We start from the raw sequence: 22,528 nt of genomic DNA on the forward strand, positions 1-22,528 counted from the left end.
ACGGTCCATTATGGCGAAGGTTAACTTCCAAGAGCTCAACGCAGTACAGCAGTATTCCCAACACGCGGTGTTCAAGGTCATCCCGGGTGCCCTGGGAACCGAGCGCGCGGACATCGTGACCCAGGCGCAGGAGTTCTTCACGGCTCTCGAAGCTGCAGGGAAGGTAACCGTCCGCGGAATCTATGATCTTTCGGGCATGCGCGATTCTGCCGATTTCATGATCTGGTGGCACGCCGAGCAGTTTGAGGACATCCAGAAGGCATTTGCGGACTTTCGCCGCGAGACTGTTCTCGGCCAAGTCTCTGAGGTGACCTGGGTGGGCAACGCCCTGCACCGTCCGGCAGAGTTCAACAAATCCCACCTGCCTTCCTTCATCATGGGTGAGGAACCAGGGGATTGGATTGCGGTCTACCCGTTCGTGCGTTCCTACGACTGGTACACCATGGATGAGGAAAAGCGCCGCCGCATCCTGATGGAGCACGGCATGCAGGCCCGCGACTACCCAGACGTGCGTGCGAACACCGTGCCATCCTTCGCGCTCGGCGACTACGAGTGGATCCTCGCCTTCGAGGCTCCAGAGCTAAACCGCATCGTCGACCTGATGTACCTGATGCGCTACACCGAGGCCCGCCACTACGTGCGCGAGGAGATTCCTTTCCACACCGGCCGTCGTGTCAAGGGCGTCGCCGAGCTCATCGCGGTGCTGCCTTAAGTAGGTTGCCTTAGGCTGCTGCCTAAAGCAACCTACTTAGGTATTTGGCAAACGCAGCCTAATCCTCGACGGGCTTTTCCTCGAGGTTGAGGCAGATCGAGTTGATGCAGTAGCGCTGATCCGTCGGGGTGTTATAACCCTCGCCAGTAAATACGTGGCCCAAGTGGGACTCACAGTTGGCGCACAACACCTCGGTGCGGGTCATGCCGTGTGAGGTATCAACTCTTTCGATGACGGCCTCTCCAACCAAAGGGGAGAAGAAGGAAGGCCAGCCACAGTGGGACTCGAACTTTTCCGTAGAGCGGAAAAGTTCGGCTCCGCAGGCCTTGCAGGAGTACACGCCCTCGGTGGTGGTGTTGGTGTACTCACCAACGTGAGGCGCCTCAGTGCCAGCTTGACGCAGCACACGGTATTCCTCGGCGCTTAGCCGGTTGCGCCATTCAGTATCGGCAATGAGCTTGAAATCAGTCATGCCGGGAAGTCTAGACCTTGGTCTCATTCTGCCGCCACCATCCGGCAACCGATGCGGCAATCAAAACAATCAGCAGGCCCCAGCCAATTGTTGCGCTGAACACGGCCATCCAGTATCCCGCGGTGGGCCAGGGCACCGAAGTCCACTTGACTGGCGCGAGGAATAAAAATGCCACGCACCACGCCGGGACGGTATGGAATACCGAACGCGGCAGAAAAACGGTAAAGACCAGCGGGATAAGCCACATGGAGTAGTACTGCTGGCCCAGCGAGGACAGGAAGAAGATTCCCGCCATAATTGCGCCTGAGGTGGTCAAAGCCCAGAACACCGGTTCCGTATCGCGCCATTTGAGTAGGCCCAGGATGCTAAACGCGCACGCCGCGGCGGCGGCGAGCCAAACGGCGTAGAACGGGGCGTCGCCAAGCCCAAAATAAGCCTGCACGCCCGGCCACGAGCTGTTGGCGAAGTCGCGCGTTTGCCCGAGATAAGGCACAAGCTTGTCCAGGTAGCCGCTGGCGCCCGGGGTAAGCGGCCAAGCGACGGCGTTGAAGATGACCGGCACCGCGACGCTTAAGGCGGCACTTAGCCACCGCTTCTTTACCAGCGTTAGGAATAGCAACGGCCCAAACTGGGGTTTGATGAGGATGGCCAAGCCCAACACCAGCCCCGCGATGATGTGGCTGCGGCGGCGCGTGTCCAAAATGCCCCAAAGGAATATCGCCATGGCCAAGAAGAGAATGCCGTTGATGTTGGTGAAGGCAAGGGTATTGGTCACTGACTCAGTGGCAAAAGCCAAGATGATGGAGGCCGGAAATTCCGGGCTGCGCAGGTTGCGTCCGACGAGTTTTATAAGGACAGCGAGGGCGCCGATGATGGCCAATGCATTGACCACAATGAAGCCGCAGCGCGCCACCGTTAGATCCATCCACCCTAAGGGCGAAAGTAAAAGCGTGGCGCCTGGATTGTAGAGATAGAGCGGATCGACATGCGTGTAGTCCTGCTCGTAGACGGGAATGCCTTGCAGGAAGCGGCGCATGGCCGAATGCACGGTAGTAAAGTCGTCGGTGGTGGTGCCGTTTAACGCGACGATGACAACGCGATGGAACACCAACAACAGTGCAATCGGCCAAGCCGCGGTTTTAAAAACCTTGATGCTTCGCGAGCCATACGAAGATTTTGTGTCCAATGGCAACGTGTCAGCAGCTGGAGAGAGACTCGGGGATTTCACGATGTGCAGTTTACGGGGCGTCTACTACGGCGTAGCGCAGAAACACCGTGCCGTCAGCGTCCGGGATTACGCTTTCAAGCGACAGGCTCAACGGCTGTGCATTAGCCGTTGCCTCATCCGGCGCGTGGACTAGCGGCTGGGAAACCGAGGGCGAAAGATGCGGGTCCAGGGTTAAATAAAGCTTGTCCACCATGCCTGCGGCAATGAAAAGGGAATAGATGCCTGGGCCGCCCTCGCAGCTGATGCGGGACCAGCCCTTCGCGCGAAGTGCCTCCACGACGGAAGGGATCGTGCCGTCACCAGTGCCTAGCAACGTGGCGCCGGCTTCCTCTAACCGCTTCGCCGCGGTGGTGCCTAGGTTCTCGTCTGGGGTCAAAATGATGGGCGGAGTTCCAACATTAAAAAGCTTCGACTCCACGTCCAAGTCAAGCGAGTTACTCATCACCGCAATGCGGGCCTTGCCAGGGGAGGAGCCCTCATAATCCTCGGCCTTGACCGTGCCTGAACCCACTACTGCGACGTCGGCCCATTCGCGCAGTGCTGCAAACAACGCGGCGTCGTTATCGTTGCCCATGGCATCCGAGGTGCCATCTATAGTGGCCGAACCAGAAAGGGTCGAGACCTCAATCAGGCGGATGCCCGGCTCGTCAGGGCCGACCAGCGTGGATACATCAATGCTTTCGCTCATGCCAGCCAGTCTAGTGGAGAAACAGCGGAGGAGATACAACAAAGCCGGCATCCTTCAATAAAAGATGCCGACTTTAAGAAAGCGGTGGTCCTAGCTGGGATTGAACCAGCGACCTTTCCGGTGTGAACGGAACGCTCTCCCACTGAGCTATAGGACCGCGGTGCGGTGTTGAATCTACACCTAGGGCGGCGGCAACTCCTAATCGGTCTATTGAAGAGAATTCTAAAATGACATTGGTGTAATTCGTTCGGTGAAAAGCGGTATCGAGCAGCGCTGTAAAAACAGCTAATTATCCTGCGGATTTGGAAACTTCGAAAGTGCGCGATAATGTTTCTACTCGCACCACGGCAGACGGTTGTTACACACAGCAGTTTGTATGATGCAATGCGGATGTAGCGCAGTTGGTAGCGCATCACCTTGCCAAGGTGAGGGTCGCGAGTTCGAGTCTCGTCATCCGCTCCAAGACGTTAATCGGTAGTTATTCTGGTTAGCGTGTTGACAATAAAATATCTGCGCGATTAGCTCAGTGGGAGAGCGCTTCCCTGACACGGAAGAGGTCACTGGTTCAATCCCAGTATCGCGCACAAGGCCCAGAAACGGGCTTAGAAAACCGGGCCTGGTTTTCGAATGCGGATGTAGCGCAGTTGGTAGCGCATCACCTTGCCAAGGTGAGGGTCGCGAGTTCGAGTCTCGTCATCCGCTCCAGCACACTTGTGTGTGAGGCGGTATCGCCACGGTGGAATGGCCGAGTGGTGAGGCAACGGTCTGCAAAACCGTGCACACGGGTTCGATTCCCGTTTCCACCTCAACTTTGACACGCTTTGGCGTGTCGAGCGCGATTAGCTCAGTGGGAGAGCGCTTCCCTGACACGGAAGAGGTCACTGGTTCAATCCCAGTATCGCGCACTAGGTGCTTAAAGCACCTAGTGGGGTTCGATAAGAATCCCAAATGCGGATGTAGCGCAGTTGGTAGCGCATCACCTTGCCAAGGTGAGGGTCGCGAGTTCGAGTCTCGTCATCCGCTCAAATAAGAACGCTCCTGTTCGGGATTCCTGACAGGAGCGTTTTCGTCGTGCACTTTGAAAGTTTCAAGAGCACTTATGACTCTTTAGCCCCTTTGGCATTACCTTGATGCGGATGAGCTGTATTCCAGTGGCGAAGAATGCAGCTCCTGCAGAGCTTATTGCTGCGCCGCTTGGAGTGCTCATGCATACTGGCACCATGAAACTGTTTCTTGCGTCCTACCTTCATCCGCAGCTGCGCGAATTCTTACACGGCAAAATCTTGTACATCGATGACGCTGCTGTGGGGATGGAAGAAGTGCCGTTTGCACAGAAGGAGCGGGAAGAAGTGGCTTCTATTGCATCCGACTTTGTTTCACTGACCGTTGCGAATACCACGCTTGAAGAGTTTGAGACTCAAGTAAAGAAGGCGGATTGTGTCTACGTCGCAAGCGGTAATGCTTACCGCGTACTGTATGAGTTAAAGAAGTCTGGTGCCTTCGAACTGCTTTCTGAAGCGGTTCGCGGCGGTTTGCCATATGCTGGCAGCTCGGCGGGTGCGGTCCTTGCCGGGCCATCGGTCGAACCGATTTCCGTTATGGATGATCCAGGTGCTGTTCCCGAATTGCATGATCGTACGGCTCTATCACTTACTCCCTATGTTGTAGTTCCTCACGCACAGGGAACTACTGGCCCATACACAATTTCGGTTATTAGTGAAACGGTTAAAAAGTACGGAAAAGACTGGAACCTGGTGCTTTTGCGTGATGGGCAGGCGCTGCTGATTAATGATGATTGCGTTGAATTGATCTAGAAGGTCCTATCTCGTACAGGCAGCCATACCCACCGGGCGTGGCGTCGATTGGCGGGTGCGTCAATTTCCACCTGGAGGCGTTAACCATTTACCGAAAATAGTGTGCATTAACACATTTCCTATGACACTGGGAACTAAGTCGAATGGGGCAGCGACTACTAAGGCAACCGCTGCTCGTTCAGTTTGTTGGTATCCTGATTTGCTTTAAGCAAGGCTTAGGTTATTGGCCATTGTTTCGGGTGCGGTTATAGCATGTATTTACCCATTCGCAAGCCATGCAATTCGAGGAGAAAACTATGCACTTTCGTCGCTCCACCAGTCTGTTTGCGCTCGGTGCTGCCGCGTCCATGCTCGCCATGTCCGCGCCTGCAGCCTTGGCACACGACTCTGTGATCGGCGGCAATGTGGTCAGTGATTCTCCGCTGCAGGAGTTTCCGGAGGAGATCACTCTGGAGTTTTCCGCAGTACCTAGGGACGACTTCAACACCTTCGCCGTCACCGACACTAAGACGGGCGAGGTGCTTTTCGACGCCGAGCCCGAAATCAAACAGCGTGAGCTCACCATCGAGGTTCCGGACGATGTAAAGCCGGGACCTGGCGAGTACCAGGTGGGCTTCCAGATCACCTCCTCGGACGGGCATGCAACCCGTGGTTCCGTTCCGTTTAGCGTTGCCGGCTCTGCCGACGGCGCAGCGGGCGATGCCGCAGACGGCGATGACGCGAATGACGCTGCTGCTAAACAAGATGAAACCAACTCCGAGGGCCTGCCGCCCGCCGCACTGTGGGCGCTGGGCATCGTCGGTGTTCTGGCTATCGTCGCCGTGGTCATCATGGCCGGTGCAAAGATGCGCCGGGCAAATGACCTGGACTCTTAAAAACCACCCCTTTTAAGACGCAGGCAAGGCACAAATAAAACGAGTGCCTTCGCGCCTTAAAGCTTGGACAAGAAAGACATCTAATGATGAAGATGCGTAATATCGTTGTTTCTGCCGTTGCCGTCAGCGCACTCTGGCTGGCTGGCTGCTCCAACAGCGAGCAGGATTCCGGTGCCGAAAAGGAAGCTGCAACCAGCGCGGCTCCGGCAAGCGCAAGCGCCTCCGATAAGCAGGCAGGCGATGTCACCATCGAGGACGGCGTGGTTCGCGCCATGGCTGAGGATGCGGAGATGACTGCCATCTTCGGCACCATCCATAACGATTCCGACAAGGACATCACCGTCACTGGCTTTAGCTCCTCCATCGACGCCGAGATGAACCAGGTGCACGAGGTTGTTGACGGTGTAATGCAGGAAAAGAAGGGCGGCCTGAAGATTCCGGCCGGTGGCACCGCAGAACTCAAGCCAGGCGGCGAGCACTTCATGCTGATGGGTGTGAAGGAACCAGTCATGGCGGGCGAGACGGTCAAGGTCACCCTCTTGTTTGAGGACGGTTCCAAGGTCGAGGCCGGTGAGGTGCCGGTGCGCGAAATCGGCGCCGGCGATGAGAACTACGGCGACATGTCTGGCATGGATCATGGCTCTATGGACCACGGCGACATGTCGGGCATGGATCACGGTTCGATGGATCATGGCTCTATGGACCACGGTTCGATGGAGCACGGCGAGCACTCGCACCACTAAAGGCTAAAGCCGACGCGCGGGTGGATTACTCACGCGCCAGCATTGGAATGAGTAGTAGGGAAAAGAACATGGATGAGTCCTTAAAATCTGCATCTTCCTCCGCGCGTGAGACCACGGAGTTTTTGAGCCGACGCGGCCTGCTGGTTGGCGGCGCCGTCGCGGCCAGCGCGGTGGCGGTGGCCAGCTGCGCTTCACCTTCTCGCGACGATTCTGACTCTGGGTCTGGTGCGGCAGCTGCTGCTGGGCAGCCAGCGCAGGATGAAGCAGCCGAGATCATGGGCGATAATATCGTCGCATTCGATGGCGAGCACCAGGCCGGAATCGAGACCCCGCCGCAGGCACACGTGGCGCTCGTGGGCTTTGACTTAAAAGATTCCACCACCAAGCGAGGCGCCAAGGCACTGATGCGGTTGTGGACTGAGGACGCACGCCGACTGTGCACCGCAGAAAACCCCTTGGGCAGCCTGGAGCCGGAGCTAGCGCAAACCCCGGCTAGCCTTACCGTGACCTGCGGTTGGGGAGAAGGCTTCTTTGCCCGGACGGGCGTCGCCAAGCCGGAGTGGCTCCGGGATGTGCGCGCGTACAAGCGCGATAAGTTGCGCCCGGAATGGGGCCAAAGCGATGTGGTGCTGCAGATTTGCAGCGATGATCCGCTAACGGCGGCGCACGTGATGCGGCACATGACCCGTGCGGGTGCGAGCTACGTGGACACCAAGTGGGTACAGCAGGGCTTTGGTCATGCCAACGGCGCCGCGAAGAAGGGGGAGACCGCGCGCAATCTCTTCGGGCAAAAGGATGGCACTGTCAATCCGCACACTCCAGAGGAATTCCGGGAGCAGGTCTGGATCGATAAAGGAAAATTCGCCGGCGGCAGCGCCATGGTCGTGCGCCGAATCCACATGAATCTGGACGCGTGGGAAGAGCTTGACCGCGCTTCCAGGGAAAACTCCACTGGCCGCAAGCTGGACTCCGGTGCGCCGATGCACGGCACCGAGGAATTCGATGCCGTGGACCTCAACGCGCGCGATAAGTTCGGATTGAAGGCAATTGACCCGGCATCCCACGTGGCGCGCGCCCATCCGCCGAAGGACCATCCGGAGCAGAAGATTCTGCGCCGGCCGTTCAACTACAACCTCCCACCGAGCGCGGAAAACCCAGGTGAGCTGTCTAATGCAGGGCAGATTTTCATCTGTTATCAAAAGGATCCGAGTAAGCAATTTGAGCCCATTCAAGCCCGCCTTGATGAGCAAGATTTGCTCAATACGTGGATTACCCACATCGGCTCAGCCATGTACTTTGTACCGGCCGGTACCACCTCTAACTCCTACTGGGGCGAGTCGCTTCTTGAGGGTTAAGCGGGGTAGAATCTTTCGCTGTAACTCTACGATTAGCTTTGGTCGGCCAGGTATGTCGATCGAAGCGTGAGCGCATAAGGAGCGCAAGTCTAAATGGCGGAAATGATTCCAGCTGTACCGGTGAACTACGAGCCTTTTAAGGTGCCAGCAGGCACTGCCGTAGGCGCAGCAATGCGGGAGCTCGAGCTTCCAAACAAGGGCCCAGAGGCAGTCGTCGTCGTACGCGGCGCCGATGGAGCTCTCTACGATCTCTCGCATACGCCGACTGCCGACGCCGAATTCACCCCAGTTGCAGCAAGCGAGGAGGACGGCCGCGCTGTCATCCGTCACTCCACTGCACACGTGATGGCACAGGCAGTTCAGGCTGAGTTCCCGGGTACCAAGCTGGGTATCGGTCCGGCCATTGAAAACGGCTTCTACTTCGACTTCCAGACCGCCGAGCCTTTCACGCCGGAGGATCTGAAGAAGATCGAAAAGCGCATGAAGAAGATCATCAAGACTGGTCAGCGCTTTGAACGCCGCGTGTATTCCTCCAACGAGGAAGCAGAGGCGGCACTTACTGAAGAGCCATTCAAGCTGGAGCTCATCCAGGACAAGGGCAACGTTGACCCAGACTCCGATGAGGCAGCAGAGGTTGGAGCAGGCGATCTGACGCACTACGACAACATCAACCCGCGCACCGGCGAGGTGGAGTGGTTCGATCTCTGCCGTGGTCCGCACCTGCCAACCACCAAGTACATTCCGGCGTTTACCTTGACCCGTTCCTCGGCTGCTTATTGGCGCGGTGACCAGTCCAAGGCTGGTCTGCAGCGCATCTACGGCACCGCTTTCGAGTCCAAGGAGGCCCTCGAGGCCTACCAGCACATGATTGCGGAGGCAGAAAAGCGTGACCACCGCCGTCTGGGCCAGGAGCTTGACCTTTTCTCCTTCCCGGATGAGATTGGCTCCGGCTTCCCGGTCTTCCACCCGAACGGCGCCATCGTGCGTATGGAGATGGAAGAGCACTCCCGCCGCCGTCACATTGAGGATGGATACTCCTTCGTCTCCACCCCGCACCTGACCAAGGGTGACTTGTTCAAGAAGTCTGGCCACCTGGACTTCTACGCAGACGGCATGTTCCCGGCCATGGCTTTGGACGGCGAGTATGACGAGGACGGTAACTGCACCAAGCAGCCGCAGGATTACTACGCGAAGCCGATGAACTGCCCGATGCACAACCTCATCTTCGCTTCCCGTGGCCGTTCTTACCGCGAGCTGCCGCTGCGCCTGTTCGAGTTCGGTACTGTCTACCGCTACGAGAAGTCCGGCGTTATCCACGGCCTGACCCGCGCTCGTGGCTTTACCCAGGATGACTCCCACATCTACTGCACCCCGGAGCAGTTGGAAGAAGAGCTGACCAAGGTTTTGGACTTCATCATTTCCTTGTTGAAGGACTACGGCCTGGATGACTTCTACCTGGAGCTTTCTACCAAGGATCCGAACAAGTATGTCGGTACCGACGAGATCTGGGAGCGTTCTACTTCCATCCTGCAGTCGGTGGCTGAAAAGTCCGGCCTGGACCTGGTTCCGGATCCTGCAGGTGCTGCCTTCTACGGCCCGAAGATCTCCGTGCAGGCGCGCGATGCCATCGGCCGTACCTGGCAGATGTCTACCGTGCAGCTGGACTTCAACCTGCCGGAGCGCTTCGAGCTCGAGTACACCGCATCCGACGGCACCAAGCAGCGCCCGATCATGATTCACCGCGCGCTGTTCGGCTCCATCGAGCGCTTCTTCGGCGTGCTGCTGGAGCACTACGCCGGCGCATTCCCGGCATGGCTGGCTCCGCACCAGGTAGTTGGCATCCCGGTTGCAGACGAGTTCTCCCCGCACTTGGAGGAGATCGCTGCGAAGCTGCGCAAGCGCGGCATCCGTGCCGATGTGGATACCTCTGACGACCGCATGCAGAAGAAGATCCGCAATCACACCACCGGCAAGGTGCCTTTCATGCTGCTCGCCGGCGAGCGCGACGTCAACGCAAATGCCGTCTCTTTCCGCTTCCTCGACGGTTCGCAGGTCAACGGCGTGCCGGTGGATGAGGCTATCGAGCTCATCGCCGCATGGGTTGCTGAGCGCATCAACGAGCAGCCGAACGAAGAGTTGATTAGTGCACGACGCTAACGAGCAATACGTCGATTCCGGGGCAGGGGAACCAGACCGCCTTGAGCGGCTGTGGGCTCCCTACCGGATGGCGTATATCTCGAAGCGTTCGAAGGACCCCTTTGTTGAGGCTCCCAAGGGCAGCGATGAGGACGGGCTGATTATTGCCCGCGGTGAGTATGTCTACGCCTTGCTGAACCTTTTTCCCTATAACTCGGGACATTTAATGGTGGTGCCTTATCGCAAGGAATCCCAGCTGGAGAACTTGACTCTAGAGGAATCCCACGAGCTGATGGCCTTCGCACAGAAGGCGGTACGTGTTTTAAAGCGCGTGTCCAAACCGGAAGCAATCAACGTGGGCTTCAACCTGGGCAAGGCGTCTGGCGGTTCCGTGGGAGATCACTTACATTTGCATGTGGTTCCCCGGTGGGCCGGTGACAGCAACTTTATGACTGTCTTGGAGGGCACTAAAGTGTTGCCTCAGTTATTACAAGAGACTCGTGCCCTTTTGGCCCAAGGCTGGCGGGAGATCGATGAGGAGGATTCCAATGCTTAGCGTTCACGGGCGAAAGCCAGCGGCAGTCGTCGTGGAACCCGTGGCAAAGCTGTTTCTGAAGATGGGGCTGACCCCCAACGTGGTCACCATCGTCGGCACTCTTGTCACCATTGCTATCGCAGTCGTCTGCATTCCTCTGGATCACCTGTTCGCGGCAGCAGTGCTCTCTGGTCTCTTTGCGGCCTTTGACATGCTCGACGGCACGATGGCCCGCATGACCACGGGCGGGTCCAAGTTTGGCGCGACACTCGACGCCTCCTGTGATCGCATCACCGACGGCGCCCTGTTTTCTGCCATCTTGTACTGGCTGGTTTACGTCGATAACGCTCGCCCCATCCACGTGGTGGCCTGCCTCATCGTGCTGGTTTCTTCGCAGGTCATTTCCTATATCAAGGCCCGCGGCGAGGCTTCTGGCTTCAAGATGGTCGGCGGTCTGATCGAGCGCCCAGAGCGCCTCATCATCGGCCTGGCCGGTATTGGCTTGGAGGGCTTGGGTGTTCCCGACGCCATCGAGATCGCCCTGTGGATCCTTGTATTCGGTTCCATCTTTACCGTCATTCAGCGCATGGTCCAGGCTGCCCGCCAGGACACGAAGGCCCGTTTCACCCCAGACCTTTAAGGATTAATGCCTATGGCCCTTCTTCCTGGATTAGACCGTGAGCAACTGTCTGCCGCCGGCTACTTAGCAGGGTGGCGGCTGGTGCGTTTGTTGCCGGAGAAGTGGGCCAAGCGCCTTTTTGACTGGGGCGCAGACCGCGCCAGCGATGATGGCCGCGGCATGGAGCAACTGCGCCGAAACTTAGCGCGCGTGGTGGGCCCAGAAAACGTCACTCGCGAGTTGGTGCGCAATTCCATGCGTTCCTATATGCGCTACTGGCGGGAGGCATTCTGCCTGCCGTCGATCCATCAGGACCCGGATCTGCACGCCAAGCTGCTTTCCGGTTTGCAGGGCTTAGAGAACTTCGATGAGTCCATGGCCCGCGGCAAAGGCGTCATCTTGGCGCTTCCGCACACTGGCAACTGGGACATGGCCGGGGTGTTTCTGGTGGGCCACTATGGCCAATTCACAACGGTGGCAGAAAGGCTCAAGCCGGAGGTGCTTTTCGACGCCTTCGTGGACTTCCGCGAGTCCCTAGGCTTTGAGGTCATCGCTCTGACAGGGGAGAAGACCTCACCTTTTGGCCGGCTCAAGGAAGTCTTGGAAGCAGGCGGCGTGGTCTGCCTGCTGGCCGAGCGCGACCTCACTCGCACTGGCGTCACGGTCGACTTCATGGGCGAGGAAGCCAACATGGCTGCCGGCCCGGCCCGCTTGGCCATGGAAACCGGGGCGGCATTGCACGTGGTCCACTCCTGGTTCGAGGATGAAGGCTGGGGCCTTTCCGTCAGCCCGCAGGTGGAAGTCACCAATGTGCAGGAGACTACCCAACGCCTGGCCGATGGCTTCGCTGCGAACATCAAGGCCCACCCGGCGGACTGGCATATGCTGCAGCCGCAGTGGAACGCAGACGTTAAACGCCGCGCGGCCAAGGACAAGCGTACGTCCCAAGAAAAGCTCGAAGATAACGGTAAAAAGTAGGGAAGTAGGCAGTAGTGCGTATCGGAATCGTATGCCCGTATTCCTTTGATGAGCCAGGCGGCGTGCAGGCCCACATCCTGGATTTGGCCACCGTCTTTATCGAGCAAGGCCATCACGTGGAGGTCCTTGGCCCAGCAGCGCCGGAGACACAGCTGCCGAGCTTTGTTATGAAAGGCGGGCGCGCCATTCCGATTACCTACAACGGCTCCGTGGCCCGCTTGTCCGTAGGCCCGCAGGTAAAGCGCAACGCCAAGAAGTTTATCGAACGCGGCAACTTCGACGTGCTGCACATCCATGAGCCGAACTCGCCGAGCTACTCCATGGTTGCGTTGGCACAAGCCAAAGGTCCCATCGTGGCGACCTATCACGCCTCGGCTTCTAGCTCGCTCGTGTTGAAGCTGGCCAAGCCTTTCCTCACACCAATTCTGGAGAAGGTGCGCGGCGGCATCGCCGTCTCAGAGATGGCCCGCCGCTGGCAGGTGGAACAACTCGGCGGCGACCCAGTACTTATTCCGAATGGCGTGGATACCTCCGTGTATGCGGCTGCCCGCAAGCGCGTCGCTGCGCAACCAGACCAAGAAGGGCAGCCAGGGCAATCCGGGCAGAAGGTGCCCGAGATTGTGTTCTTGGGGCGTCTCGACGAGCCACGCAAGGGCCTGGATATTTTGCTGGAGGCCCGCACGATGGTGGACACGGACGTCAAGGTCACCGTCATGGGCGGCGGCCGCCCGCGTGAGGTCGAGGGCGTGGACTTCGTTGGCCGCGTGAGCGATGTGGAAAAGGCGGAGATCCTCGGCCGCGCTGATATCTATGTCGCTCCTAACACCGGCGGCGAAAGCTTCGGCATCGTCCTGGTAGAGGCGATGGCTGCAGGCTGCGCGGTGGTAGCTTCCGATCTTGAAGCCTTTGCCGCCGTATGCGACGCCGATTCTGAGACCCCAGCCGGAGCGTTGTTCCGCAACGAGGATGCCCGCGATCTCGCGCGGGTGCTCAACCTTGTCCTGCAGGACGAAGATAAGCGTAAAGCTTTAATTGAAGCCGGTACCGAGCGCGCTCGCACCTACGATTGGGACCATGTGGCCGCTGCCGTGATGCAGGTTTATGAGACTGTGCAGGACGGAACTAAGGTCCGCACCAAGTAGAAGCGGGCGTTGCCGCCCTTTACCCACAGCAGATTTAAGAGCAGGAAAAGACTATGGCAGTAGAACTGGTTATCGCGATCGTCGCGCTCGTGCTCATCTTGATGTGGGCCTATTTCACCGCGCAGCGGTTGAACTCCCTGCACATCCGCACGGATGCGGCTTTGGCGCAGCTGGAGGCCACCCTTGACCGCCGCGCCGCCGTCGTGGCAGCGCTAGCTCCGGAGCTGGAGGAGGTTGCCTCCCGCGCGGAGTCGAGCGAGCTTACCCAGGGCCATTTTGAGACGCGTTCGGCCCACGAGCGGGAGCTGTCTATCGCGGTCAACGAGCGCTTTGCCGAGCGTCCCGCATTGCTTGCCGACGCCGAGGGGCGCATCCACCTTGCTCATCGCTTCTACAACGAAGCGGTCAGCGATACCCGCTCGCTACGCCTACGCCCCCTCGTGCGCATGTTCCGCTTGGGCGGCACGGCACCGCTGCCGGAGTTCTTCGAGCTCAGCCAGCTGCGGATTACTGAGTAGTTCCTGCTACTGAGCTGCTTGCTTGGTAGAGCTAGTGTTTTCGCGCTTGAGCTCCAAGCGCAGCCAAGACAAAGCAAGGCTTGTCAACACGAGGACGAGCACGTTGCGCGCCAGCAACAAGAAGGCAGGGAAGAGGCCGTCGCGGCCCGCGTAGAGCACCGCGTCATAGTTGAACGGGTAGACCAGTGTGCCCAGTGCCGCCGCACCAAGCGTGCACAGTGCGAGGTTGCGCAGCACTTTACCTACTTTTTCGTCGATATGTTGATGCGCAACCGATGAGTCACGCGGCCAGGCATCCTTGAGCGCTATCGCCAAGATCGGGCCGAGCCAGGTGATGTACTGGGTGGAAAAGACCTTGTTGCTGATAAAAAGCAGGCAGATCATCGTGATGAAAAAGGCCAGCGTGCTGCGCGCACCCCAGTTGCCGTTGCGGAAGCGCATGAGTGCGAAGCCGATGGCGAAAAACAGCATCGCCAAGGTCAAAACGTTGCTAAGAACTAAGAGCGTGCTCACCCAAGGGCCGGTGATTTCAAAACTCTTGGAGGCAGCGTAGCCGATGGACCACGTGTCCGAGAAAAGATGTGAGGCAAATACCGGAAGTGTTGCGGGTATCGATTCCACCTGTAGTCCCCGTACTCCCTGGTAGCGCAGCGGGGAAATGAGGCGCTCGACGTCATTGAAGGTGATGACGAGCAGGCAGATGCCCACGATGGAAGCGAAGAACGCGCTAAGGCGCTGCCAAGTCGCACGGGCATCGAAGCGGCCAACCAGGCCTGCGGCGAGCACGCCGGGCCACAGCTTCATCGTGGTGGCAAGGCCAAGCAACGCCGCCGCAAGCCGCGAGTTGCGGCCAAGAAGCATTCCTGCGGCAGCAACTGCCAGAGCCGGAAAAATATCGAGGCGCCAGACAAAGACCTGACCCACTGCGGTTCCAAAGATAACCCAAAACCATGCGGCGACGAAGGCCTGCGGCTTGCGGCGCCAGCCGTGAAGCAAGACCATGAGGAAAGCGGCGTCGACAAGCAGGCACAGCCCTGTAAAAATACCGGTAAAGCTGGTCTGATTCGGGCCGCTCAACCAGCCGACGAGAATTGAAGGCCACGTGCCAGGGTGCGGGTACTCGGTCATATCCGAGGAGTTTGTCCCAAAACGCCCGGAGAAGTAATAGGAAATATCTCCTAGCGGGACGTTGTTCCATTGCAGCAGTCCGATGAGGATAAGCCGGAAACAAATCCAGCCAGTCCAAACTGCTGGAACGGAACGAAAAATTTTCACCTAAGTAATGCTATTAGATGTTCGACTCGATAGTGGATTCGACATCGACGGGTGGCCCGAGCATCAGCAGAACGCCAAAGACCAGCGCAATGACTACGACGAACACGCTCAGAGTGCGCACTGGGAAGCGCACTACCTGGGCCAAAAGCTGCTCGGCAAGGCCGTGCGGCTGCTCAGAATCGCTAAAGCGCCAATGCGGCAGGAACTTATCGTGCTTGTCCGCCCATAACGCAAACGGGAGCGCGGCAAAAGGTATGACCGAAACGATAAGCCCCAACATGCCCAGGCCAAAAGACCACTTGTTATTGATCCACACCATTACGCCCACGACGATGAAGCAGAGGAAACCAAAACCGTGGATACCGCCCGCGATAGGAGTTAGAGCCTCCGTCACGCCGGAGTACTTCAGAACCATAGAAAAAATAAGAAATGCCCACGTGAACATCTCAAGGTAGGCAACGACGCGGTGCAGGCGAGCAGGGCGGAGTAAAGTCATGCGGCATATCCTACGCGCTAGCCCGGCGCACAGGTAAAGTTGGCAGGGTTGCATGTGAAGAGCGCACGTTAAGGTTGCGCGTTGAGCAAAGAGGGGAGTCCCGCGTAGGTAATGGCTAAGGTGTGCGAGGTTATTGATCTAGCGCCGCTGAACGAAAAGGCTCAGGGTGATGTCTTTTCCGTGCCCATGGTTCCGTCCCAGATTGCGCGCACCTTTGGCGGGCAGGTGGTGGCCCAGGCGCTCGCTGCAGCCCAGCACACCGTTGAAGGAAAGCTCGTACATTCCTTGCATGGCTACTTCGTGGGCCCGGGTGATGCCGCAGCGCCTGCGCGCGCCGAGGTAGAGCGCGTGCGGGACGGCCGTTCCTTTGCTACCCGTCAGGTGCGCATCTTTCAAGACGATCGCCTGATTTTCCTGCTCAACGCGGGTTTCCATATCGCCGATGACTTTGGTCCTGAGCACCAGGACGCCATGCCGGAGGTTATGGGCCCGGAGGAGGCTGCCGCCGCCGGCGGTGGTGCTCCTTATTCCACCCGCATCATCCTGCGGGAGTGGGAAGACTGGGATATCCGTTTGGTCCCGCAGGAAAGCCGTGACCCTGAACTTGCCGAAGCCACAGGCGCTGGGTTCCGCTACGTGTGGTTCCGCAACACCTCGCAAGAATTCGCGGCGTCAGAAAGCAGCCAGGATGCCCACCGTGCGGCACTTGCCTATATGTCTGACATGACCTTAATCCGTGCTTCGCTGCTGCCACACCAAGGCGAGCAAGTACAGCTTGCCAGCCTGGATCACTCGATCTGGTTCCTGCGTCCAGTGCGTGTTAATGAGTGGTTGCTGTATGTGCAGGAATCACCATCCGCGCAGAATGCGACTGGTCTGGCCACCGGAAAGATCTTTAACCAGGACGGGGATTTGGTTGCCGTGGTGGTCCAGGAAGGGCTTACCCGAACCGTGCACGAGGGCATGCAGGTAGGCTCGCACAACGGCAATTGGCAAAACGTCTAGAAAAATATTCACTCAAACGCCGGAAAAACGGTGGGGGCTGTTTTCAACTGCTCTACGCCCGTCCGTATAATTGCAGGAAGTTTCATAGAGCCACAATGAAAGGGATGAAATGTCCGGACACTCCAAATGGGCTACTACCAAGCATAAGAAGGCTGCTAACGATGCCAAGCGTGGCAAGGAATTTGCCAAGCTGATTAAGAACATCGAGGTCGCGGCCCGCACCGGTGGTGGCGATCCGGCTGCTAACCCGACTCTCGATGACATGATTAAGAAGGCCAAGAAGGCCTCCGTGCCGAACGACAACATTGAGCGCGCCCGCAAGCGCGGCTCCGGCGAAGAGGCCGGCGGTGCCGACTGGGAGACCATCATGTACGAGGGCTACGGCCCGAACGGTGTGGCAATGCTCATCGAGTGCCTTACCGATAACCGCAACCGTGCAGCCACCGATGTTCGCACCGCAATGTCCAAGAACGGCGGCAACCTCGGCGAGTCCGGTTCCGTTGCCTACATGTTCTCCCGCACCGGCATTGTTTTGGTTAACAAGGGCGAGCTGACCGAGGATGACGTGCTGATGGCAGTTCTGGAAGCAGGCGCTGAAGAGGTCAACGACCTGGGCGAGAAGTTCGAGGTTGTCTGCCAGCCGAGCGATATCCCGGCAGTTAAGGAAGCCCTGGTTGAGGCTGGCATCGAGGTCGATGACAATGAGACCGACTTCCGCGCATCTGTTGAGGTTCCGCTGGGTGCCGCTGATGCTCGTAAGATCTTCCGCCTCATTGACGCACTGGAAGAATCTGATGACGTGCAGAACGTCTACACCAACATGGATCTTTCTGAAGAGGTTCTGGCTGAGCTCGAGCAGGACTAACATTTAGCCAGGCTCTGCTACTTCGCACCGCGCCTTATTCTCCGCCTCGCTTAGGCGATAAGGAGAAAAGGCGCGGTTGCTCGTTTTGGCCCCGCTCCATTTTTAGAACATGTGTGTGTATGATGTGGAAGGATCTTTTTTTCCTGAACTTCGCTCGGATTTCAAATCCAACTACCCACAGAAAGGCTTGCCGTGAACCTTGAAGGCTTGCGCGTCATGGGCATTGACCCAGGGCTTACCCGCTGTGGCCTTTCGGTAGTCCAGGCTGGGCGCGGCCGCGCGGTGATTCCCGTGGCAGTCGGCGTGGCACGTACGCCGAGCGATAAAGAACTAACCGAGCGTCTCCTGCGTCTTTCGGTGGCAGTTAAAGAGTGGATGGATGATTACCGTCCCGATGTCGTCGCTATCGAGCGCGTCTTCGAACGCGGTGAGGTCTCCACCGTCATGCAGACCGCCCATGTGGTTGGCGTGGTGGTGCTTGCTGCTGCTGAGCGCAACATCCCAGTGCACATGTACACCCCGTCTGAGGTAAAGAAAGCCATCTCCGGCAATGGCCGCGCCGATAAAAAGCAGATGACGGTAATGATTACCCGTATCCTTGGCTTGAGTGAAGCACCCAAGCCTGCCGACGCCGCCGATGCCCTAGCACTTGCCGTATGCCACTGTTGGCGTGCACCCGCTTTGGCCCGCGTGGGGGAGAGCACCGGCTCTTGGCCTAAGACCAGCGGCGTGAAGGGCCGGGCCAATAAGCCGCGGACATCGTCTGGTACGTAGCCGGGGCGCTGGCCAGCATGACGCTATCCAGACTCGCACTGCTTTACTTACTGTTTCATCGCTTTAAGTTTCATCCCGTCAAAATAAAGGAGCCCCACCCACATGATTGCCTCGCTACGCGGAACCGTGTTGACCATCGGCCTCGACCACGCTGTCATCGAATGCGCGGGCGTGGGGTATAAGTTTCTCGCCACCCCAGTAACTCTTGGAACCCTGCGTCGCGGGGAGGAAGCCACCGTGCTTACCTCCATGGTGGTCAAGGAAGATTCCATGACTTTGTATGGTTTCGGCAACGATGAAGACCGCGAGATGTTCCACGTGCTGCAGTCCGTCTCCGGCCTGGGGCCAAAGCTGGCAGTAGCGGCGCTGTCCGTGATGGGAGCGGGGCAGTTGGCAGCGGCAATCTCTAGCGGTGATGCAAAGACACTGCAGTCTATTCCTGGAGTGGGCAAGCGCATGGCAGAACGCCTAGCGCTAGAGCTGAAGGACAAGGTCAGCGTCTTTGCCCCGCAAGCAGGAGCCGGCGAAGTTACAACGGGTACTTCCGCTGTGGTCAATGCGCCGGTGGTCGAGCAGGTCGTGGAAGCGCTCGTTGGTCTAGGCTTTAGCGATAAGGCGGCGCGGCCCGTCGTGGAATCTATTGTGGAGGCAGATCCGGCAGCGGAGACTTCTACCGTCCTGCGCGGTGCACTGGCACAATTGGGACGCAAGAAGTAACTTTCGCAGTTCATATTCGCTTTGAGCCTTAACCCCCGCCCGACTATCTAAATTAAGTGAGAATGCATGTCCGATGTAGAACGCACTGAGTTTCAGCTCCCTGAGGGGCTCGCTGACCCGAGCGCGCCGCAGCGCAACCTCGACATTGACGCGAGCGAGCAGGTGGGCGAGCACGACATTGAGCGTTCCTTGCGTCCGAAGTCCATTGAGGAATTCATCGGCCAGCCCAAAGTGCGCGAACAGCTCTCACTGGTGTTGAAGGGTGCTAAGAATCGTGGGTTAACTCCAGACCACGTGTTGCTCTCGGGCCCGCCTGGCCTGGGTAAGACCACCATGGCGATGATCATTGCGCAGGAACTCGGCACGTCATTGCGCATGACCTCCGGCCCAGCGCTAGAGCGTGCCGGTGACCTGGCTGCCATGCTGTCTAACCTGATGGAAGGTGACGTCCTATTCATTGATGAGATCCACCGTATTGCACGTCCGGCAGAAGAAATGCTGTACATGGCGATGGAGGATTTCCGCATCGATGTCATTGTGGGCAAGGGCCCTGGTGCTACTTCCATCCCGTTAGAGATTCCGCCTTTTACCTTGGTGGGCGCTACCACCCGCGCCGGCATGCTAACCGGCCCGTTGCGTGACCGCTTTGGTTTCACTGCGCAGATGGAGTACTACGACACTGCTGATCTGACACGAGTAATCACCCGTGCGGCAAAGATTTTGGACGTTTCCATCGATGAAGATGCTGCCGTAGAGATCGGTTCTCGCTCGCGCGGTACGCCGCGTATTGCGAATCGCCTGCTGCGCCGCGTGCGTGACTTTGCCGAGGTCAACGGTGACGGCCACATTGACCTCGCCGCAGCGCAGGGCGCGCTGGCCGTCTTCGACGTCGATGAAAAAGGTCTGGACCGCCTCGACCGCGCGGTGCTGGAAGCACTCATCAAGGGCCACGGCGGCGGCCCGGTTGGTGTCAACACCCTCGCAGTAGCGGTGGGTGAGGAGCCTTCCACGGTGGAGGAAGTCTGCGAGCCGTACCTCGTGCGCGCCGGCATGGTTGCCCGCACTGGCCGGGGCCGCGTGGCTACCGCAGCCGCCTGGCGCCATATTGGATTGGAACCGCCCGAGGGTACGTTGGGCGAGACGCTGTTTTAGAAGCCGCGTCGCGGCGTTTTGGCAGCCGCTAGATGTGGGTTTCTGGCACACTGTCCTGTTATGGAATACGCATTTCTACTCGTTATCGCCCTCCTTATTATCCTGCCTAGCTTCATGACTATGCGGAAGCAGAAGGAGCACCAGAACAAGCTGCGCAATCTCCAGGAGAACCTCGCCCCTGGGCAGGAAGTTATTACTGCGGGCGGCATGCACGGCACTGTGGTTGCCACCACCGAACGCGATGTGCAGCTACAGATTGCCCAAGGCGTTGTCGCAACCTTCGACAAGATGGCCATCGTGCGCACCGTTGAAACCGAGCAGCCTGGCGAGGCCCCCGACGTCGACAATGCACGCGTTGCGGATGGGACCACTGAGCCTGTTGAGTCTGCTGAGGATTCGCAGCGTTAGCTGCTGTTGTAGCGCTGGTCACACTCAGTGCTAAAAGCTAAGAGCCTGTTGAGTTAATGGCCCGTCCATGACGTAGCATGAGGGATCGTGCTCGTGGGGCAGTAAAACATTGGCCGCACGAATTATTCACTTTTAATTTGTTAAACCCTGTTTCTAGTTGCACAGGAGAACTTCTTGTCCGCAAAAAATCGTGGCGCATTGCGCAACAAAAACAGGCAATGGCCCAAGCGCGCCATGGCCTTGTTTGCGCTAATCGTCGTTGCAATTTATGCCCTTATTTTCCTTACCGGCCCGCGCGAGGCTTCGACGAAGCTCGGCATCGACTTGCAGGGCGGTACCCGCGTGACCCTCGTTCCGCAGGGAGAGGAACCGACGCCGGATCAGCTCAAGCAGGCACGCGACATCCTTGAACAGCGCGTCAACGGTATGGGCGTTTCTGGCTCCGAGGTGGTTATTAACGGATCCACCCTCGTTATCACCGTCCCTGGCGAGGACGCCTCCCAGGCACAGGCAGTGGGCCAGACCTCCCAGCTTCTGTTCCGCCCTGTTGCGCAGCAGCCGATGCCGGATATGTCCAAGCTGGAAGACACCTTGCAGGATATGGCTAACCGCTGGGTGGAATACCGCGTTATCACCCCTGAGCAGGCCAATGAATCCCTGAAGAAGGTCAACGACGCAATCCAGCAGGGCGCAGAGCAGGCCGGCAACAAGGACGCCAAGAAGTCCGAGGCACCGAAGGTTACCGCTAAGCCAAAGGAAGAGCCTTCCAACTCGCTTGAGAAGGCAGACTTCCGCGATGAGATGACCAAGATGCTGCTCAAGGACCGCCAGTCTGAAGACGCCACGACCATCTCCGCGGCTTCCGCACTGATACGTTGCGACGCCGATACCGATCCGCTCGCCGGCACCGACGATCCAGCTAAGCAGTTCGTGGCTTGTGACTTTGCTAATAAGACGCCGTATATTCTGGCGCCGTCCCCGCTTCTCGAGGGCATCAAGGATCCAAACGGCACCCGCCTGACCGGTAACGAGATCGACACCAACAAGCCGATCAATGGTGGGCTGAACCCACAGACTGGCCAGATGGAAATCAGCTTCGCGTTCAAGGACGGCGATGGCCCGAACGGCTCTGAGACGTGGTCCAAGCTGACCCAGGAGAACCTGAAGAAGCAGGTTGCCATCACCCTTGACTCCGCGGTTATCTCCGCACCTGTCATCCAGGGCGCAACCCCGGTTGGTTCTGCTACCTCCATCACCGGTGACTTCTCCCAGGAAGAAGCAAGTAGCCTGGCTAATAACCTGAAGTACGGCGCACTGCCGCTTTCCTTTACCGGTTCCAACGGCGAGCCTGGCGGCACTGTCGAGACTGTTCCGCCATCACTGGGCAAGGCAGCTTTGAAGGCGGGCCTTATCGCCGGCATCGTCGGCTTCCTCCTCGTGGCTGCATACTCCCTGTACTACTTCCGCGCACTCGCCGGCGTTTCCCTTATCACGCTGGTTGCCTCCGGCATCCTGACCTACGGCGCCCTAGTTCTGCTGGGCCGCTGGATTGGTTACTCCCTGGATCTTTCCGGCGTCGCTGGTCTGGTCATCGGTGTGGGTGCCACGGCTGACTCCTTCGTGGTCTACTACGAACGCATCAAGGATGAGCTGCTCGAGGGCCGCTCCTTCCGTTCCGCTGCTACCAAGGCCTGGGAGCGCTCGCGTGCCACCATCGTCACAGGTAACGCCGTGACGCTCATCGGCGCCGTCATCGTCTACTTCCTTTCCATCGGTGAGGTTAAGGGCTTCGCCTTCACCATGGGCCTTACCACTGCCTTCGACTTGGTTGTTTCCTTCCTCGTTATGGCGCCGCTTATGCAGCTCATCGGCGGCAAGCCTGCGGCTGCGAAGCCCGCAATGAATGGTCTCGGTGGCATCTACGCGCTCGTCGAGGAGCGCCGTGCCCGCGGCTACTACGCAAAGACCCCGGCGGCAGGAAAATCCGATGCGTCCCGCCCGTCTGAGGAGGAGAAGTAAGC

The 22,528-nt window shown here is 58.4% G+C and carries 23 protein-coding genes and 7 tRNA genes; 24 read left to right on the forward strand and 6 right to left on the reverse strand.

The features are described 5' to 3' along the window. Positions 1–10: 10 nt before the first annotated feature. Positions 11–712: a hydrogen peroxide-dependent heme synthase gene (gene hemQ, locus HMPREF3169_RS10980; protein WP_070456529.1), complete on the forward strand. Its 702-nt coding sequence runs from the start codon at positions 11–13 to the stop codon at positions 710–712. Positions 713–770: 58 nt separating this feature from the next. On the opposite strand, the gene msrB is transcribed toward hemQ, so the two are convergent. The 4 genes from msrB to HMPREF3169_RS11000 form a co-directional block, all read right to left on the reverse strand. Beyond that, complete coding sequence (gene msrB, locus HMPREF3169_RS10985) at positions 771–1,184, reverse strand: peptide-methionine (R)-S-oxide reductase MsrB (RefSeq protein ID WP_070456532.1); 414 nt, start codon at positions 1,182–1,184, stop codon at positions 771–773. 10 nt (positions 1,185–1,194) lie between these two features. After that, positions 1,195–2,412: a glycosyltransferase family 87 protein gene (locus tag HMPREF3169_RS10990; RefSeq protein WP_246815635.1), complete on the reverse strand. Its 1,218-nt coding sequence runs from the start codon at positions 2,410–2,412 to the stop codon at positions 1,195–1,197. 10 nt (positions 2,413–2,422) lie between these two features. Beyond that, complete coding sequence (locus HMPREF3169_RS10995) at positions 2,423–3,100, reverse strand: dihydrofolate reductase family protein (protein ID WP_070456534.1); 678 nt, start codon at positions 3,098–3,100, stop codon at positions 2,423–2,425. Between the two features lie 85 nt (positions 3,101–3,185). After that, positions 3,186–3,257, reverse strand: a tRNA-Val gene (locus HMPREF3169_RS11000). A 229-nt stretch (positions 3,258–3,486) separates the two neighbouring features. On the opposite strand from HMPREF3169_RS11000, the gene HMPREF3169_RS11005 reads away from it, so the two are divergent. The 16 genes from HMPREF3169_RS11005 (at position 3,487) to HMPREF3169_RS11080 (ending at position 13,815) form a co-directional block, all read left to right on the forward strand. Then, a tRNA-Gly gene (locus tag HMPREF3169_RS11005) sits at positions 3,487–3,562 on the forward strand. A 50-nt stretch (positions 3,563–3,612) separates the two neighbouring features. Beyond that, a tRNA-Val gene (locus tag HMPREF3169_RS11010) sits at positions 3,613–3,684 on the forward strand. 45 nt (positions 3,685–3,729) lie between these two features. Then, a tRNA-Gly gene (locus HMPREF3169_RS11015) sits at positions 3,730–3,805 on the forward strand. A 30-nt stretch (positions 3,806–3,835) separates the two neighbouring features. Then, positions 3,836–3,906: transfer RNA gene (locus tag HMPREF3169_RS11020), tRNA-Cys, on the forward strand. A gap of 27 nt (positions 3,907–3,933) precedes the next feature. Beyond that, positions 3,934–4,005 (forward strand) — tRNA-Val (locus HMPREF3169_RS11025). A gap of 45 nt (positions 4,006–4,050) precedes the next feature. Next, positions 4,051–4,123: transfer RNA gene (locus HMPREF3169_RS11030), tRNA-Gly, on the forward strand. Between the two features lie 113 nt (positions 4,124–4,236). Continuing rightward, positions 4,237–4,914, forward strand: coding sequence for a Type 1 glutamine amidotransferase-like domain-containing protein (locus tag HMPREF3169_RS11035; RefSeq protein ID WP_246815636.1), 678 nt, complete (start codon positions 4,237–4,239; stop codon positions 4,912–4,914). Positions 4,915–5,210: 296 nt separating this feature from the next. Continuing rightward, entirely contained in the window at positions 5,211–5,789 is a 579-nt protein-coding gene (locus HMPREF3169_RS11040) for a copper resistance CopC family protein (protein ID WP_070456535.1), read from the forward strand. Positions 5,790–5,872: 83 nt separating this feature from the next. Then, the gene (locus tag HMPREF3169_RS11045) at positions 5,873–6,532 is read left to right on the forward strand and encodes a copper chaperone PCu(A)C (protein ID WP_070456537.1); all 660 of its coding nucleotides are present in this window, start codon (positions 5,873–5,875) and stop codon (positions 6,530–6,532) included. A 68-nt stretch (positions 6,533–6,600) separates the two neighbouring features. After that, a complete protein-coding gene (locus tag HMPREF3169_RS11050; RefSeq protein WP_070456539.1) occupies positions 6,601–7,887 on the forward strand; it encodes a Dyp-type peroxidase in 1,287 nt (428 codons plus the stop codon). Between the two features lie 93 nt (positions 7,888–7,980). Continuing rightward, complete coding sequence (gene thrS / locus HMPREF3169_RS11055; RefSeq protein ID WP_070456541.1) at positions 7,981–10,044, forward strand: threonine--tRNA ligase; 2,064 nt, start codon at positions 7,981–7,983, stop codon at positions 10,042–10,044. Continuing rightward, on the forward strand, positions 10,031–10,579 hold the full coding sequence (locus tag HMPREF3169_RS11060) for an HIT family protein (RefSeq protein WP_061922834.1): 549 nt from the start codon (positions 10,031–10,033) through the stop codon (positions 10,577–10,579). Before thrS ends, HMPREF3169_RS11060 begins: the two co-directional genes overlap by 14 nt. Continuing rightward, the gene (pgsA, locus tag HMPREF3169_RS11065) at positions 10,572–11,198 is read left to right on the forward strand and encodes a phosphatidylinositol phosphate synthase (protein WP_061922830.1); all 627 of its coding nucleotides are present in this window, start codon (positions 10,572–10,574) and stop codon (positions 11,196–11,198) included. Before HMPREF3169_RS11060 ends, pgsA begins: the two co-directional genes overlap by 8 nt. Positions 11,199–11,210: 12 nt before the next feature. Beyond that, positions 11,211–12,155: a phosphatidylinositol mannoside acyltransferase gene (locus HMPREF3169_RS11070; protein ID WP_070456543.1), complete on the forward strand. Its 945-nt coding sequence runs from the start codon at positions 11,211–11,213 to the stop codon at positions 12,153–12,155. A 14-nt stretch (positions 12,156–12,169) separates the two neighbouring features. Beyond that, entirely contained in the window at positions 12,170–13,297 is a 1,128-nt protein-coding gene (locus HMPREF3169_RS11075; protein WP_070456545.1) for a glycosyltransferase family 4 protein, read from the forward strand. 53 nt (positions 13,298–13,350) lie between these two features. Further along, complete coding sequence (locus tag HMPREF3169_RS11080; RefSeq protein WP_062038788.1) at positions 13,351–13,815, forward strand: hypothetical protein; 465 nt, start codon at positions 13,351–13,353, stop codon at positions 13,813–13,815. Between the two features lie 6 nt (positions 13,816–13,821). Here the strand turns inward: HMPREF3169_RS11080 and HMPREF3169_RS11085 are convergent, their stop codons facing one another. Both HMPREF3169_RS11085 and HMPREF3169_RS11090 read right to left on the reverse strand, forming a co-directional pair. Then, positions 13,822–15,090, reverse strand: coding sequence for a DUF2029 domain-containing protein (locus tag HMPREF3169_RS11085; protein WP_070456548.1), 1,269 nt, complete (start codon positions 15,088–15,090; stop codon positions 13,822–13,824). 13 nt (positions 15,091–15,103) lie between these two features. Further along, positions 15,104–15,586: a DUF3817 domain-containing protein gene (locus tag HMPREF3169_RS11090; RefSeq protein ID WP_070456550.1), complete on the reverse strand. Its 483-nt coding sequence runs from the start codon at positions 15,584–15,586 to the stop codon at positions 15,104–15,106. A 111-nt stretch (positions 15,587–15,697) separates the two neighbouring features. On the opposite strand from HMPREF3169_RS11090, the gene HMPREF3169_RS11095 reads away from it, so the two are divergent. The 7 genes from HMPREF3169_RS11095 to secD all read left to right on the forward strand — a co-directional run bounded on the left by HMPREF3169_RS11095 (position 15,698) and on the right by secD (position 22,526). After that, complete coding sequence (locus tag HMPREF3169_RS11095; RefSeq protein WP_070456552.1) at positions 15,698–16,591, forward strand: acyl-CoA thioesterase; 894 nt, start codon at positions 15,698–15,700, stop codon at positions 16,589–16,591. A 109-nt stretch (positions 16,592–16,700) separates the two neighbouring features. Beyond that, on the forward strand, positions 16,701–17,456 hold the full coding sequence (locus HMPREF3169_RS11100) for a YebC/PmpR family DNA-binding transcriptional regulator (protein WP_070456554.1): 756 nt from the start codon (positions 16,701–16,703) through the stop codon (positions 17,454–17,456). Positions 17,457–17,648: 192 nt separating this feature from the next. Then, entirely contained in the window at positions 17,649–18,230 is a 582-nt protein-coding gene (gene ruvC / locus HMPREF3169_RS11105; RefSeq protein ID WP_061922809.1) for a crossover junction endodeoxyribonuclease RuvC, read from the forward strand. Positions 18,231–18,332: 102 nt separating this feature from the next. Then, positions 18,333–18,947 carry a Holliday junction branch migration protein RuvA gene (gene ruvA / locus HMPREF3169_RS11110; protein ID WP_070456556.1) on the forward strand — a complete coding sequence of 205 codons (615 nt, stop codon included), beginning with the start codon at positions 18,333–18,335 and terminating at the stop codon, positions 18,945–18,947. A gap of 66 nt (positions 18,948–19,013) precedes the next feature. Beyond that, positions 19,014–20,099 carry a Holliday junction branch migration DNA helicase RuvB gene (gene ruvB, locus HMPREF3169_RS11115; RefSeq protein WP_070456558.1) on the forward strand — a complete coding sequence of 362 codons (1,086 nt, stop codon included), beginning with the start codon at positions 19,014–19,016 and terminating at the stop codon, positions 20,097–20,099. A gap of 60 nt (positions 20,100–20,159) precedes the next feature. Then, entirely contained in the window at positions 20,160–20,507 is a 348-nt protein-coding gene (gene yajC, locus HMPREF3169_RS11120; protein WP_082787706.1) for a preprotein translocase subunit YajC, read from the forward strand. A 234-nt stretch (positions 20,508–20,741) separates the two neighbouring features. Beyond that, positions 20,742–22,526 carry a protein translocase subunit SecD gene (gene secD / locus HMPREF3169_RS11125; protein ID WP_210387494.1) on the forward strand — a complete coding sequence of 595 codons (1,785 nt, stop codon included), beginning with the start codon at positions 20,742–20,744 and terminating at the stop codon, positions 22,524–22,526. Positions 22,527–22,528: the final 2 nt, after the last annotated feature.

Source organism: Corynebacterium sp. HMSC08C04, from assembly GCF_001807495.1.
GTDB classification, from domain to species: Bacteria; Actinomycetota; Actinomycetes; order Mycobacteriales; family Mycobacteriaceae; genus Corynebacterium; species Corynebacterium simulans.

Bases quoted from the DNA above. Each gene is read 5' to 3' on its own strand.
- hemQ (WP_070456529.1), top strand. From the start codon at position 11: ATGGCGAAGGTTAACTTCCAAGAGCTCAACGCAGTACAGCAGTATTCC.
- msrB (WP_070456532.1), bottom strand. From the start codon at position 1,184: ATGACTGATTTCAAGCTCATTGCCGATACTGAATGGCGCAACCGGCTA.
- HMPREF3169_RS10995 (WP_070456534.1), bottom strand. From the start codon at position 3,100: ATGAGCGAAAGCATTGATGTATCCACGCTGGTCGGCCCTGACGAGCCG.
- HMPREF3169_RS11035 (WP_246815636.1), top strand. From the start codon at position 4,237: ATGAGCTGTATTCCAGTGGCGAAGAATGCAGCTCCTGCAGAGCTTATT.
- HMPREF3169_RS11040 (WP_070456535.1), top strand. From the start codon at position 5,211: ATGCACTTTCGTCGCTCCACCAGTCTGTTTGCGCTCGGTGCTGCCGCG.
- HMPREF3169_RS11045 (WP_070456537.1), top strand. From the start codon at position 5,873: ATGATGAAGATGCGTAATATCGTTGTTTCTGCCGTTGCCGTCAGCGCA.
- HMPREF3169_RS11050 (WP_070456539.1), top strand. From the start codon at position 6,601: ATGGATGAGTCCTTAAAATCTGCATCTTCCTCCGCGCGTGAGACCACG.
- thrS (WP_070456541.1), top strand. From the start codon at position 7,981: ATGGCGGAAATGATTCCAGCTGTACCGGTGAACTACGAGCCTTTTAAG.
- pgsA (WP_061922830.1), top strand. From the start codon at position 10,572: ATGCTTAGCGTTCACGGGCGAAAGCCAGCGGCAGTCGTCGTGGAACCC.
- HMPREF3169_RS11070 (WP_070456543.1), top strand. From the start codon at position 11,211: ATGGCCCTTCTTCCTGGATTAGACCGTGAGCAACTGTCTGCCGCCGGC.
- HMPREF3169_RS11080 (WP_062038788.1), top strand. From the start codon at position 13,351: ATGGCAGTAGAACTGGTTATCGCGATCGTCGCGCTCGTGCTCATCTTG.
- HMPREF3169_RS11090 (WP_070456550.1), bottom strand. From the start codon at position 15,586: ATGACTTTACTCCGCCCTGCTCGCCTGCACCGCGTCGTTGCCTACCTT.
- HMPREF3169_RS11095 (WP_070456552.1), top strand. From the start codon at position 15,698: ATGGCTAAGGTGTGCGAGGTTATTGATCTAGCGCCGCTGAACGAAAAG.
- HMPREF3169_RS11100 (WP_070456554.1), top strand. From the start codon at position 16,701: ATGTCCGGACACTCCAAATGGGCTACTACCAAGCATAAGAAGGCTGCT.
- ruvA (WP_070456556.1), top strand. From the start codon at position 18,333: ATGATTGCCTCGCTACGCGGAACCGTGTTGACCATCGGCCTCGACCAC.
- ruvB (WP_070456558.1), top strand. From the start codon at position 19,014: ATGTCCGATGTAGAACGCACTGAGTTTCAGCTCCCTGAGGGGCTCGCT.
- yajC (WP_082787706.1), top strand. From the start codon at position 20,160: ATGGAATACGCATTTCTACTCGTTATCGCCCTCCTTATTATCCTGCCT.
- secD (WP_210387494.1), top strand. From the start codon at position 20,742: ATGGCCTTGTTTGCGCTAATCGTCGTTGCAATTTATGCCCTTATTTTC.